This window comes from Streptomyces sp. TN58 (assembly GCF_001941845.1).
Lineage (GTDB): Bacteria > Actinomycetota > Actinomycetes > Streptomycetales > Streptomycetaceae > Streptomyces.
This window is the reverse complement of sequence record NZ_CP018870.1, coordinates 5,789,976-5,802,206: the sequence shown is the minus strand read 5'-3', so window position 1 is coordinate 5,802,206 and position 12,231 is coordinate 5,789,976. Positions and strand designations below refer to the sequence as shown.

Here is a 12,231-nt window from a genome sequence, read left to right as displayed (position 1 = left end):
AAAGCCGAGGAATCAAACCAGGCGCTCCATCAGCGCGCACAGCCCCGGTTCCGGCCCTGATCCGCCGGACGCTCCCTAACCGCCGCCGGATCCGTCCGACCGATTCGACCTCTCACGACGCTCACGCAGCATCTCCTCGGCTTCCGGGGTGGCCTCGGTAGGTTCACGCTTCCCGGTGCCCAAGGCCTCCCGCGCCGCGTCCTTGACCTTGCCCGCCGCCTCCTGGATCCGGCCTTTGCCGCCGGACGGAGCGGCGCCACGCTCGCGCTGCTCTCGGGGGGACACGTCGCTCTCGCCGGTCACGCGCTCCAGCGGCGACCTGTCCTCCTTCTTCTTCTCCTGCGCCATGATGGCGCTCCCTTCGGTCGTCCGTGCTGAGACAAGGCACCTTTCCGCTCCCCACCGCTTTAACCCGGATCCGCGAACCGCGACCGGTTCGCTGTGCCCGGCGGTGTATCGGCGAGCTGGGCACATCCGGCGACGACCAGGGCCCTACGGCACGACTTCGGACAGGCCCTGGCGCGCCGGCCCGCCCGGTCATGCGGTGGACCCTGCCGTGAGCCGCGCGGCCAGGGCGGCGGCCGCGCCGGTCGGGACGCCGGGCGAGAGCAGTTCCGTACGGTGCACCAGGCGCGGGGCGGACAGCGGTACGGCGACGCCCGCGCCGGCGGCGTCGGCGACGCGGCGCGGGAGGAGCGCCAGGCCGTGCCCGGCGGTGGCCAGTGCGCAGAGGGCGTGCAGGTCGGTGCCCTCGTAGCGGACGGAGGCGCGGGCGGCGGTGAGCGGCAGGCCGACACCGGGGGCGTCGATCCAGCGGGCGTCGGCGAGGTCGTCCAGGCGGAGGGCGGCCCGCCGGGCGAGGGGATGGCCGCCGGGGAGCAGCACGGCCAGCTCCTCCTCCCCGGCGCCCGTGACGGTGAGGGGCGCGACATCGGGCAGCCGCAGCGGATCGCTCGGGGCGGCGGGGCCGTCGACCAGCCCGAGGTCGCAGCCTCCGGTGGCCACGGCGGCGGGCACCTCGGCCGGGGGCAGTACGCGCAGGGTGACTCCGGTGGCGGGGAGGGCGGCGAGCAGTCGCGGGCCCACGGCGAGCGGGGAAGCGGCGAGCGTGACGCGCCCGGGCGGGGCGGCGGCGAGCCGCAGTACGTCGGCCCGCGCGGCGTCGAGCCGCAGCAGCAGCGGTCCGGCGTGCTCCAGGAGCCGCTCTCCGGCGGCGGTCGGTGCGACGGGCCGCCGGGTGAGGAGGTCCGCCCGCAGGTCCGCTTCCAGCGCGGCGATGTGCTGGGAGACGGCGGACTGCGTGTAGCCGAGTTCGCGGGCGGCAGCGGAGAAGGAGGCCAGGCGGGCGACGGCGACGAAGGTGCGGAGCAGGTGCGGATCCATGGTCATCAGGATTGCTTATCGGTCGTGCGGGAACAATCGTTGGCGCTGAAGGGAGAGGCGGCCGCAGGATGATCCGCATGACCACCGCAGACACCGCACGCACGGCACACGCCCCTGCCACCGAGACCGCGGACAGCCCGGGGGTGGCGCGGATCGCCCTGGTCGGCGACCGCTCCCCGCACGTGGAGTCCCACACCCGGATCCCGGTCCTGCTCGACACCCTGGCCGCCCGCGACGGACTCGTCCTCGACGCCTACTGGATCCCCACCGCCGACGCCGCGGCGGAGGCGGCCGACGGGACCCTGGCCCGCTTCGACGCCGTGTGGGTGCTGCCGGGCAGCCCGTACGCCAGCGAGGCCGGGGCGCTGGCCGCTATCCGGGTGGCACGCGAGGAGGGCATCCCCTTCCTCGGGACGTGCGGCGGCTTCCAGCACACGCTGCTGGAGTACGCCCGGACGGTGTGCGGGCTGTCCGGCGTCGCGCACGCCGAGAACGACCCCGGGGCGGCCGACCCGCTGATCGCGCCGCTCGCGTGCTCGCTCGTCGGCCACGAGGGGGTCGTACGGGCCGAGGCCGGGTCGCTCGCCGAGGCCGCGCTCGGCGCGGAGCGGTCCGTGGAGCGCTACCACTGCCACTACGGGCCCGCCCCGCGGCACCTGCCCGCGCTCACCGCGCACGGGCTGCGCCTGTCGGGGCACGACGAGGACGGGCAGGTGCGAGTCGCGGAGCTGCCCGGGCACCCCTTCTTCCTGGCCACGCTCTTCCAGCCGGAGCTCCAGGGGGACGGGGCCAGGCCCCACCCGATCATCAGGGCCCTCGCCGTCGCGGCCGTCGCGCACGCCGCCGGTCGGTCCGGCGGGGGCGCCGCAGGGGTCACCGCCAGGCTCGCCGCTACCCTGGCCGCGAGCCGGTCCGCCGGATAAGGCGTCGCAGGACCACCCCGCAGATCGGCTATGCTGTGCATGCACATCGAACGGGTGGTCCGCCGCCCTTCGTGGTGGGTGTAGCTCAGTTGGTAGAGCACCTGGTTGTGGTCCAGGTGGCCGCGGGTTCAAGTCCCGTCACTCACCCTGTTCCCCTGGGGCACGAGGTCTCCTCGTGCCCCAGGGGTTTTTTGTTCGCCGTCACGCGCGGAGGAAGGCCTCCACCTCGGTGACGAAAGCCACGGGCGTCTCGTGCGGCGGGTAGTGCCCGGCGCCGGAGATCGTCCGGATCCGGCAGTTCGGGTACCAGGCATGCCAGGTGGCGCGCATCACGTCGGCGGTGAGCGCGAGGTCGTATTCGCCCACCAGGACGAGCACCGGGACGGTGTTGCCCTTGACGGCGGCGGACAGGTCCAGCGACTGCCAGCTCGCGAGGTAGTCGGCGAAGGCCTCGGGCCGGGAGACCTCCAGCGAGTGGGCGACCATCGCGTCGACCCAGCGGCGGCTCGCCCGGTTGCCGGTGACGAGGTCGAGGATGGCGCGCCGGTTCTCCGGGTTCTCGGCGGCGCCGAAGAAGAGCGCGTGGGTGGCGTCGTCCATCTCGTAGGGCGCGGCCGGCACGGGAGCCAGGCCGATCAGCTTCTCGATCCGCTCGGGGGCGCGGACGAGGACCTGCTGGGCGGCCTTGCCGCCCATGGAGTGGCCGAGCAGGGAGAAGGTGTCCCAGCCCAGCTCGTCGGCGAGTTCGAGGACGTCGTCGGCGATCTCGGGCAGGGTGTGGCGGCCGGTGACGTCCCGGCGGTCGCCGTAGCCGCGGTAGTCGAGGAAGGCGTACGAGAACTCCTCGGGGTCGAAGTGGTCCAGCGCGCAACCCCAGTTGGCGGAGGTGCCGAACCAGTCGTGCAGCACGATGACGCGGAGGGGTCCGGTGCCGATCCGGCGGTGGGCGATGGCCATGCGTTCTCCTTCGGTGACGGGGGTGGTGACAACCGACGCCGTACGTCATGCCCATCGCGCCTACCATCACACCGTGAGCCCGACACCGCGCACGGACCGCCTGGTCATGGGGGCCTTCTCCCGGCCCGACGGGGCCCGGCACCCCCACCACCCGAGCAGCTACGAGATCACCGATCCGGACGAGGCCGCCGAGGTCCGGGCCGTGCGGGAGCTGGGCCGGGCGCGCGCCGCCGCGGCGGGCGAGGTGCTGTTCCTGTGCACCTGCGGGGACGACGACGGGACCCGCCATGCCACCCCCGAGTCGAACCGCCTGCTGGACCCGCTCTCCCCCGACGGGATCCCGGCACGCCACCGGGTCCGCTGGGTGGCCGCGGCGCCGGATGGGCTGCGGGAGTACGCCGGGGCCCTCGCGGCGGGCGCCGAGGAGGCCGCCGCCCCGCGCGGGGTGCCGTTGAGCGTGGTCTTGGGCTGGCTGGGCGCCGTACGACAGGAGCCGCGCGACGCGGCGCGGCTCCTCGCCGAACGGGCCCCGCTGCGCCTGCTGGCGGCGGCTGCCACGGCCGAACTGGCCTGGGCGGTGAGGGAGTCTGACCGCGCCGGGCTGGAGGGCGCCGTGCGGTTCTTCGCGGGCGAGGAGTTCACCACCCGCCACCCGAAGCGTCGCCGGGTCCCGGACACCGCCCGCGACCTCCTGCTCCGGCACGCCCGCAGCCACCGCCCGGCGGACCTGGCGGTCCTGGAACGGCGGCTGCTGCGCGCACCGGAGGACCGGATCAGGCGGTCCTGATCGCCGGGTCCGAGACGCCCGGGGCGCCGGTCTCCACGTGCCCGGCGAAGCGCCGCAGGAAGGTGGAGTCGAGGTCGCAGACGACCCTGACGTCGTACCAGCGGCCCGTGGAGGCGAGGTGCACGGTGTGGGCGACGGTGCCGCCGGCCGCGACCCGGAGGGTCTGGGCCGCGCCGCCGTACGAGTTGGTCACGGTGAGGTTGACCGCGGCCGTGCCGGAGTTGGTCATCGTCAGGGCCAGATCGCCGGTGGCGCTCACGTGGCGGGCCGTGACCTCCGGGCCGGTCTTCTTCGCCGGGCCCTTCCAGGTGCGCAGGAAGCCGTTGGGGCCCCACACCGTCAGGTTGACCTGATGGCCGGTGGAGCTGCTGGTGGACCAGGTGTCGGCCAGGGTCTTGCCCGCCTCGACGGTGTAGGGCCAGGGGCCGTCCGTGCGGTTGCCCGAGGTGCTGTGGAAGTGGGCGCCCAGGGTCGGGCCGGAGGCGAAGGTGAGGGTGAACTTGCCGGTGGAGACGGTGCGGGCGCCGTCCACGTACGGGACGTAGCCCAGCGGGCGGGTCGGCTTGGGCCCGGCCTCCTGCGGGGGCAGGGCGCCCGTCGCCGGCGGCGTCGGGTGGTAGGAGGGGTGGCGGTCCTTGTCCGGCGGGACGTAGGCGGCCGTGGACGGCAGCGCGGCGGGCGCGGCGTCGGCCCGGGTGAAGTCGAAGGCCGAGGTCAGGTCGCCGCAGACGGCGCGGCGCCACGGGGAGATGTTCGGCTCGTGCACCCCGAAGCGCTTTTCCATGAAGCGGATCACCGAGGTGTGGTCGAAGGTCTCGGAGCAGACGTAGCCGCCCTTGCTCCACGGCGAGACCACGATCATCGGGACGCGCGGGCCCAGCCCGTACGGTCCGGCCGCGTATCCGCCGCCGCCCGCGTAGAGGTCCCTCGACACGTCGGCCGTGGACAGGCCCCAGGCGGAGGAGGCCGGCGGGTACGGCGGGACCACGTGGTCGAAGAAGCCGTCGTTCTCGTCGTAGGTGACGAACAGGGCGGTCTTCGCCCACACCTCCGGGTTCGCCGTCAGCGCGTCCAGGACCTGTGAGATGTACCAGGCGCCGAAGTTCGTCGGCCAGTTCGAGTGCTCGCTGAACGCCTCGGGGGCGGCGATCCAGGAGACCTGAGGCAGGTTGCCGCCCAGCACGTCGGCGCGCAGCCGGTCGAAGTAGCCGTCGCCCGCCTTGGCGTTGGTGCCGGTGCGGGCCTTCTCGTACAGGGGGCTGCCCGGCTGGGCGTTGCGGTAGGCGTTGAAGTACAGCAGCGAGTTGTCGCCGTAGTTGCCGCGGAAGGCGTCGTTTATCCAGCCCCAGGAGCCGGCGGCGTTCAGGCCGTCGCCGATGTCCTGGTAGACCTTCCAGGAGATTCCCGCGGACTCCAGGCGCTCGGGGTAGGTCTTCCAGCCGTAGCCGGCCTCCTGGTTGCCGAGGACCGGGCCGCCGCCCGTGCCGTCGTTGCCGGTGTGGCCGGTCCACATGTAGTAGCGGTTGGGGTCCGTGGCGCCGATGAAGGAGCAGTGGTAGGCGTCGCACACCGTGAAGGCGTCGGCGAGGGCGTAGTGGAACGGAATGTCGTTCCGCGTCATGTACGACATGGTCGTGGCGGTCTTCGCCGGGACCCATTTGTCGTACTTGCCGTTGTTGTAGGCCCGGTGGCCGCCGGCCCAGTCGTGGTCGAGGCCGGTCAGGAACTGCATGCCGAGGTCTTCCACCTGCGGGTGGAAGGGCAGGATGTCCTTCCACCCGTTCGACTGGTGGAAGATCGTCTTGCCGTTGTCCTGGAGCACCGGCCGAGGGTCGCCGAAGCCCCGGACGCCCTTCATCGCGCCGAAGTAGTGGTCGAAGGACCGGTTCTCCTGCATCAGGACGACGATGTGCTCGATGTCCCGAATGGTTCCGGTGGTGCCGTGCGCCGGGATGGCGGCGGCCCGCGCGACGCTGTCGTTCAGCATCGCGAGGGCGGCCGTGCCGCCCGCTATCTGCAGGAACCTGCGACGGTCGAGTTCTGCCATGGGGTGACGACCTCTGGGGGTGAGGGGGGAGTCGAGGGGCGCCCCAAGGACAGCGGTCCCGGGGTACCGGACGGAGATGCCTTCGTGACACCGCGCCGTACACATGGAAAACGGACGGCACTGCGGTGCGGCCCTGAGGTCGTGTCCGCGACGTCTCGCCCGCCCGCTGCCGCGCCGCCGCGAGGGTACGGCGAACCGCCGGCGCACAACAGACGGCGGGAACGGGACACATGGCCGGAACGCGGCGTTCCTACTCATCTGGGCCGCGCACCGCACCCCCGCGAACTGAGCATCCGTACTCAGGCCCGGGCCGCGCCCGCCTTGCCATCGTGTGGACATGTTCATCGAGCCGTGTGACCCGCCCCGCAGCGCCGGGCCGACCGCCGTCGGCAGCTTCCTGCCCGCCGAGGTGGTGTCCTCCGAGGCCCTTCAGGGGGAGGTGGCGCGCCGCAGTGGTCTGGCGCTGCCGCCGAGGCTGCTGACGCAGGCCACCGGGATCGTCTCCCGCCGGGTCGCGGGCGAGGGCGTGTACGCGTCGACGCTCGCCGTGGGCGCCGCCCGCCGGGCCCTGGACTCCGCCGCGCTGTCGCCCCTCGACATCGACCTGCTGCTCTTCGCCTCCGCGTCCCGCGACATGGTCGAGCCGGCGACCGCGCACATCGTGCAGGCGGAACTGGGCTCGCGGGCCCACGCCCTGGACGTCGCCAACGCCTGCAACAGCTTCGTGAACGGCATCGACCTCGCCCGGTCGATGATCCTCGCCGGCCGGGCCCGGCGGGCCCTGGTGGTGACCGGCGAGACCCCGAGCCGGGCGGTGCGCAAGGACCCGTCCGGACCGGCGGAGCTGCGCGACGCCTTCGCCGGCTACACCTTCGGCGACGCCGGCGCCGCCGTCGTGGTGGAGGCCGTGGAGCGCGGCGGCATCCTCTACGTGGACACCGAGACCCACTCGGAGCACTGGGAGGTCGGCGGCATACCCGGCGGCGGTTCGCGCCACCCGCGCGGGGACGCGTACACCTACTTCCGCGGTGACGGGCACGAACTGCGCGGCGTCTTCGAGAAGGTGGGCACCGCCGTCATCGACCGGACGCTGCACCGCACGGGGATGTCGTGGGACGGCTTCGCGAAGGTGCTCGTGCACCAGGTGACGGTCCCGTACCTGGAGCGGTTCGCCGAACTGACCGGGGTGCCCGCCGACAAGCTGGTGGTGACCGTGCCCGAGCTCGGCAACATCGCGAGCGCGAGCATCGGGGTGCAGTTGGACCGGGTGTTCCCGCAGCTGGCGCCGGGCGAGCGGGTGCTGTTCGTCGGCCTGGGCGGCGGCATCAGCATCATGACGATGGTCTGGGAGAAGTCGTGAGCCGCATGTGGGTCGTGGTGCCCGCGCACGACGAGGAGGCCCGGCTCGCGGACACCCTGCGGGCGCTCGCCGCGCAGCGGGACCTGGACTTCACCCTCCTCGTAGTCGACAACGCCTCGGCGGACGGCACGGGAGCCGTCGCCCGGGAGTTCGCGGCCGCCGCGCCCTTCCCGGTGGAGGTGGTCGAGGAGCCCGAGAAGGGTGTCGGATCCGCCGTGGACACCGGTTTCCGGTACGCGATCGGCCGGGGGGCGGCGTTCCTCGCCCGCACCGACGCCGACTGCCTGCCCCGGCCCGGCTGGACGGCGGCCGCGCGGGCCGCGCTCACCCGCCGGCCCGGGCTGGTGTGCGGGCGGATCACGGCCCGGCGCGACGAGCACGGCCCGCTGGGTCGGGCCGGTTTCGCCGTGCTGGTGGTGCTCGCCGCCCTCTTCGGGCGGCTGCGGCCGCGGCACGCCCGCCGCCACGGCTACCGTGCCCCGTACCGCATGCACGCCGGGAACAACATGGCGATCACCGCCGAGCTGTACCTGGCCGTCGGCGGGATGCCGCGGCGCCCCTCGCCGACCGACCGGCTGTTCCTCAACGCCGTACGCCGCCACACCGACCGGATCGTCCACTGCCGGGAGATGGTCGTGGAGAACTCGACGCGGCGCCTGCGGGCCTACGGGATCGCCGGCACCGCCCGCTGGTACCTGGACCAGGGCAGCGGACCACACGGAACGGACGACCCCCGCTGATGCTGGACCGACTCGACCACGCGCTGCGCAGCCGCCCCGAGCGGCCCGCCGTCCTCACCGCGACCCGTACCGGCGCGCCCCGGGTGCGGGCCACCCGCGGCGACGTCGCCGAGCTGGCCGACGCGTTCGCCGCCGCCCTGCACGCGCGCGGGCTGCGCGCCGGCGACACCGTCGGGGTCGCCGTACGCCCCGGACCGCGGGCCCTCGCCATGCTGCTGGCGCTGTGGCGGCTGGGGCTGCGCGGGGCCGTCCTGGACCCGGGCGCCGGGCCCGACGTCCTGCGGGCCCGCCTCGCGCTGGCGCGGCCCGCGCTGGTGCTGGCCGACGCGGCCGCGCAGGCCGTGGCGGGCTGGGCCCGGCCGCTGGCCCGCCGCGCCGGGCTCGCCCTGCCCGACCTGGCAGGCCTGGGCCCGGTGGCCACCGTCGGACCCCGGCTGCCGGGGTGCGCGCCCGCACTGGACCCGGGGGCTCCGCGGCTCGGCGTGCCCGCGTCCGCCGCCGTGGACGGCGACGCCGACGCGGTGATCGTGTTCACCTCCGGGACCACCTCCCGGCCGCGCGCCGTGGTGCACACCCGGGCGAGCCTTTCGGCGGGCATGGCGACGGTCTCCTCCCTGTTCGACGCCCGCGGGGACGATCCGGTGCTCGGCGGCACCTTCTTCGTCCTCGTCCCCGCCCTGACCCGCGGCGCCGCCGTGGCCCTGCCGGCCGGCAACGCCCGGGTACTGGCACGGCAGTTGCACCGGCTGCGGCCCTGCGACAGCTATCTGACCCCGCCCCGGCTGCGGGACGCTCTGGGGGCCGGCGCCCGGTTCCACGGCCGGGTGTGGACGGGCTCCGCCCCGGCAGGCGCCGGCCTGCTGGAACGCGTACGGGACGCGGGCGCGGCGGAGGCCTGGGGTGTGTACGCGCTCACCGAACTGTTCCCCGCCGCGGCGGTCGAGTCCCGGGAGAAGTCCGCCTTCGAGGGGGCCGGGGACCTGGTCGGGGCCCCGCTGCCCGGCGTACGGGCCGACCGGGACGGCGACGGCCAGCTGCTGCTGGCCGGGCCGGCGGCCCGCCACCGCTACCTCGGCGAGGATCCCGATCCGTGGGTGCGTACGGGCGACCGGGCGCGGCTGGACGCCGGGGGCCGGATCGTCCTGGAGGGCCGGTGCAAGGACATGGTGCTGCGCCGGGCCGAGAACATCTACCCGGGCCTGTACGAGCCCGCCCTGCACGTGCCGGGGGTGGAGCTGGCCGTGCTCGTCGGGATCCCGGCGGGCGACGGCGACGAACGCCTCGTCGCCGTCGTGCAGCCGCAGCGCGGCGCTGACGAACCGGCGCTGCGCGCGGCCCTGTCGGAGCCGGTCGCCCGGATGGGCACGGCCCGCCCGGACGAGGTGCTCCTCGCGCGGATCCCGCTGTCGGGGCGCTCGCGCAAACCGGACCGTGCGGCGACGGCCGCCCTGGCGGCCCGGCACCTGGGCCCGGCGTGAGAACCGGCCCCACCGCGCCGACAGCAACCCCCGCCGGGCCGGTGTCCGGGCCGCCGGGCCGGGGCCGAGCCACCCGGCCGGAGCCGCGCCGCCGGGCCCGGTGTCCGGGCCACCACGCCGTCGTTCGAGGCGTCAGGCCACGGCCCAGCCGCCTCCCTGCGCCCGATACCGCGTCCGCGCGGCCCGGCGGCCGGCATGCCGGCCACCGGCCCGTGTCCGGGCCGCCGTACCGCTGTCCGCGCCGAGCCGCAGGGCCGCCTGTGTTACGGCCACCACGCCGTTGTTCTTGCCGTCAGGCGCCGGCCGAGCCGCCAGGCCTGGGCCCCATACCGCGTCCGCGCGGCCCGGCGGCCGGTGTCCGGGCCGCCGAGCCGGAGCCGCGCCGCCGGCCGGGGGCGGCGTACGGCCGTGGCAGCCCGCTCTTTCCCCTCGTCCGCACGTTCCACGGAGGTACCGCCCTGATGAGTCCCACGTCGCATGCCCGGGCGCGTCGCCGTGACCGCCGGGTCTATCTGGGCGGCCATCCCGTGCTGTTCGGGCTGCTCGCCGCCACCCGCGGCCGTCCCGTGCGCCGACTGGGCCGGACCATGCTGGTGCACGGCACGGACGCCTACCGGGAGGCGCTGACCGGGCTGCCGCTCGACCGGACCGCCGAGGGCACCACCGGCGCCGCGGCGCGCTCCGCGCTGGGGGGCGACGGGGGTGTGCTCTTCGACCAGGAGGGCGGCGGGCACCGGGCCGACCGGCGGGACCTCGCGGGCGGCCTCGGCACCGCCGGGGTGGAGGAGCTGCGGGCCCGCTGGCAGCCCCTGCTCGTACGCCGTCTCGCGCCGCTCGCCGAGGGCCGGGAGGTGGACCTCGTCGAGCTGGCCCGGGAACTGTCCGGGACGGTGGTGTGCGCGCTGCTCGGCTCCGGCGCCGACCCGTACGGGGTCGCGCGGGCCGCCGCCGAGGCCGCGGCCGCCGCCGTACGCAGCCACCTGCCCGGCCCCCGCCGCCCGCGCGCCGAGGCCGCCGCCGCCCGGGCCGCCGGCCGGCTCCGCGACCTGCTGGGCGGCGAGGCGGCGGAAGACGCCCGTGCGGCCCACCGGCCCTGTCCCACCCGGCACATGCGCGGGCACGGTGTCGACGGCGCGCTCGCGGCGATGGTGGCGGTGGCCGCCGTGAACACCACCGTGGCGGCGCTGCCGCGGGCCGTGGCCTGGTGCGCCGACGCGGGGCTGTGGGACCAGGCAGCCGACGAGGCACTTCGCCCGGCCCTGGCGGCCGAGTTGCTGCGGGTCACCGCGGCCTCGCCGCTGCTGCCGCGGGTGGCCGCCGCGGACGGCACGGTCGGCGGCTGCCCGGTGCGGGCCGGCGACCGGCTGCTGCTGGTCGCCCGGCACGCGGCGGACGCGCACCGGCGCGACCCGGACGCCCGCGACCCCGCGGAACCGGCGGTGTCCCGACTGGTGTTCGGGGCCGGGGCGCACACGTGCCCCGGGGCCCGGCTCGCGGCCGTCCAGCTGGCCGACGTACTGGCGGCGCTGGCCCCCCACCGGCCGGTGGTGACACGCGCCCGCGTGGACCGGGGCGCTGCCCTGCCGGGCTGGCGGACGCTGTGCCTACGGGCGGCGTCGTGATCGCGGTGACGGGCGCGAGCGGCTTCTGCGGCGGGCACGTGGCGCGCACCGCGGCGGCGGCCGGTGCGCGGGTGGTGGGGCTGGGCCGCCGGCCGGGACCGGTGGGCGGGCACCGGTTCTGGGACGCGGCCGCGGGCGACCCGGACCTCACCGGCGTGGACGTGGTGGTGCACTGCGCGGCGGCGGTCGGCGATCCCTCCCCCGGTTCCGCGGCGGAGGCGCTGATGCAGGAGGTCAACGTCGTCGGTACCGAGCGGCTGCTACGGGCCGCGGCGGGCCGGCCGGTGGTGTGGGTGAGCAGTGCCAGCGTCTACGACCCGCGGCTCGACCGCTCCCTGGTCGGCGAGGACCATCCGCGCGCCGGGCAGTTGAACGCCTACGGCCGTACGAAGGCGGCGGGCGAGGAGCTGGCGCTGGCCGCCGGGGCGGTGGTGTTGCGGCCGCGGGCCGTGTACGGGCCGGGTGACACCACGCTGCTGCCGCGGCTGCTGTCCCGGGTACGGGCGGGGACCCTGCTGCTGCCGGGCCCGGACGTACGGCTGAGCCTGACGGCCGTGGAGAACCTGGCGGACGCCTGCCTCGCGGCTGCGGCCTGGCCGCCGGGGGCGTACAACATCGCCGACGGGCAGCCGTACGGGCGGGACACCGCGGTCCGCGCGGTGCTGGACGCGCACGGCGTCCGCGCCCGCGTCCGGCACCTGCCGCTGCGGGTGGCCCGTACGGCGGCCCGGGTCGCGGAGGCGCTGGCGACCGCCGAGCCGGCCCTGAGCCGGTACGCGGTGGACCAGCTGGCCCACCCGGTGGTCCTGGACCTGACCCGGGCCCGCGCCCGGGGCTGGCTCCCGCGGCGCACGCTGGCGGACCATCTGGGAGACGTGGTGGCGGTCCGGGCCGGGGCCGTCAGCCGGTGACGGGGGACCGTCAGCCGGTGGCG

The 12,231-nt window shown here is 75.7% G+C and carries 11 protein-coding genes and 1 tRNA gene; 8 read left to right on the top strand and 4 right to left on the bottom strand.

Annotation, left to right across the window (positions count from 1 at the left end):
* Positions 1–75: 75 nt before the first annotated feature.
* Both BSL84_RS26335 and BSL84_RS26330 read right to left on the bottom strand, forming a co-directional pair.
* On the bottom strand, positions 76–348 hold the full coding sequence (locus BSL84_RS26335) for a hypothetical protein (RefSeq protein WP_030030559.1): 273 nt from the start codon (positions 346–348) through the stop codon (positions 76–78).
* Between the two features lie 189 nt (positions 349–537).
* A complete protein-coding gene (locus tag BSL84_RS26330) occupies positions 538–1,383 on the bottom strand; it encodes a LysR family transcriptional regulator (RefSeq protein WP_045322400.1) in 846 nt (281 codons plus the stop codon).
* Between the two features lie 77 nt (positions 1,384–1,460).
* On the opposite strand from BSL84_RS26330, the gene BSL84_RS26325 reads away from it, so the two are divergent.
* Together BSL84_RS26325 and BSL84_RS26320 are read left to right on the top strand one after the other, a co-directional pair.
* Positions 1,461–2,306 (top strand): glutamine amidotransferase-related protein, encoded by an 846-nt coding sequence (locus BSL84_RS26325; protein WP_107484932.1) that lies wholly within the window; start codon positions 1,461–1,463, stop codon positions 2,304–2,306.
* Positions 2,307–2,380: 74 nt separating this feature from the next.
* A tRNA-His gene (locus tag BSL84_RS26320) sits at positions 2,381–2,453 on the top strand.
* Between the two features lie 54 nt (positions 2,454–2,507).
* On the opposite strand, the gene BSL84_RS26315 is transcribed toward BSL84_RS26320, so the two are convergent.
* Positions 2,508–3,263 (bottom strand): alpha/beta fold hydrolase, encoded by a 756-nt coding sequence (locus BSL84_RS26315; RefSeq protein ID WP_075971267.1) that lies wholly within the window; start codon positions 3,261–3,263, stop codon positions 2,508–2,510.
* Between the two features lie 73 nt (positions 3,264–3,336).
* Between BSL84_RS26315 and BSL84_RS26310 the strand changes: the two genes are divergently transcribed.
* Positions 3,337–4,050: a hypothetical protein gene (locus BSL84_RS26310; protein WP_159393558.1), complete on the top strand. Its 714-nt coding sequence runs from the start codon at positions 3,337–3,339 to the stop codon at positions 4,048–4,050.
* Here the strand turns inward: BSL84_RS26310 and BSL84_RS26305 are convergent.
* On the bottom strand, positions 4,037–6,097 hold the full coding sequence (locus BSL84_RS26305; RefSeq protein ID WP_075971265.1) for a phosphocholine-specific phospholipase C: 2,061 nt from the start codon (positions 6,095–6,097) through the stop codon (positions 4,037–4,039). The genes BSL84_RS26310 and BSL84_RS26305 overlap by 14 nt on opposite strands.
* Positions 6,098–6,434: 337 nt before the next feature.
* On the opposite strand from BSL84_RS26305, the gene BSL84_RS26300 reads away from it, so the two are divergent.
* From BSL84_RS26300 to BSL84_RS26280, 5 genes are all read left to right on the top strand, one after another.
* Entirely contained in the window at positions 6,435–7,457 is a 1,023-nt protein-coding gene (locus BSL84_RS26300) for a 3-oxoacyl-ACP synthase III family protein (protein WP_075971264.1), read from the top strand.
* A 5-nt stretch (positions 7,458–7,462) separates the two neighbouring features.
* Positions 7,463–8,197: a glycosyltransferase family 2 protein gene (locus tag BSL84_RS26295; protein ID WP_075971263.1), complete on the top strand. Its 735-nt coding sequence runs from the start codon at positions 7,463–7,465 to the stop codon at positions 8,195–8,197.
* Positions 8,197–9,675, top strand: a complete 1,479-nt coding sequence (locus BSL84_RS26290) for an AMP-binding protein (RefSeq protein WP_075971262.1) — start codon at positions 8,197–8,199, stop codon at positions 9,673–9,675. The genes BSL84_RS26295 and BSL84_RS26290 overlap by 1 nt, the downstream gene beginning before the upstream one ends.
* Positions 9,676–10,136: 461 nt before the next feature.
* Positions 10,137–11,297, top strand: a complete 1,161-nt coding sequence (locus BSL84_RS26285; RefSeq protein ID WP_075971261.1) for a cytochrome P450 — start codon at positions 10,137–10,139, stop codon at positions 11,295–11,297.
* Entirely contained in the window at positions 11,294–12,208 is a 915-nt protein-coding gene (locus BSL84_RS26280) for an NAD-dependent epimerase/dehydratase family protein (RefSeq protein ID WP_234363518.1), read from the top strand. The genes BSL84_RS26285 and BSL84_RS26280 overlap by 4 nt, the downstream gene beginning before the upstream one ends.
* Positions 12,209–12,231: the final 23 nt, after the last annotated feature.

Bases quoted from the DNA above. Each gene is read 5' to 3' on its own strand.
- BSL84_RS26335 (WP_030030559.1), bottom strand. From the start codon at position 348: ATGGCGCAGGAGAAGAAGAAGGAGGACAGGTCGCCGCTGGAGCGCGTG.
- BSL84_RS26330 (WP_045322400.1), bottom strand. From the start codon at position 1,383: ATGGATCCGCACCTGCTCCGCACCTTCGTCGCCGTCGCCCGCCTGGCC.
- BSL84_RS26325 (WP_107484932.1), top strand. From the start codon at position 1,461: ATGACCACCGCAGACACCGCACGCACGGCACACGCCCCTGCCACCGAG.
- BSL84_RS26315 (WP_075971267.1), bottom strand. From the start codon at position 3,263: ATGGCCATCGCCCACCGCCGGATCGGCACCGGACCCCTCCGCGTCATC.
- BSL84_RS26305 (WP_075971265.1), bottom strand. From the start codon at position 6,097: ATGGCAGAACTCGACCGTCGCAGGTTCCTGCAGATAGCGGGCGGCACG.
- BSL84_RS26300 (WP_075971264.1), top strand. From the start codon at position 6,435: ATGTTCATCGAGCCGTGTGACCCGCCCCGCAGCGCCGGGCCGACCGCC.
- BSL84_RS26295 (WP_075971263.1), top strand. From the start codon at position 7,463: ATGTGGGTCGTGGTGCCCGCGCACGACGAGGAGGCCCGGCTCGCGGAC.
- BSL84_RS26290 (WP_075971262.1), top strand. From the start codon at position 8,197: ATGCTGGACCGACTCGACCACGCGCTGCGCAGCCGCCCCGAGCGGCCC.
- BSL84_RS26285 (WP_075971261.1), top strand. From the start codon at position 10,137: ATGAGTCCCACGTCGCATGCCCGGGCGCGTCGCCGTGACCGCCGGGTC.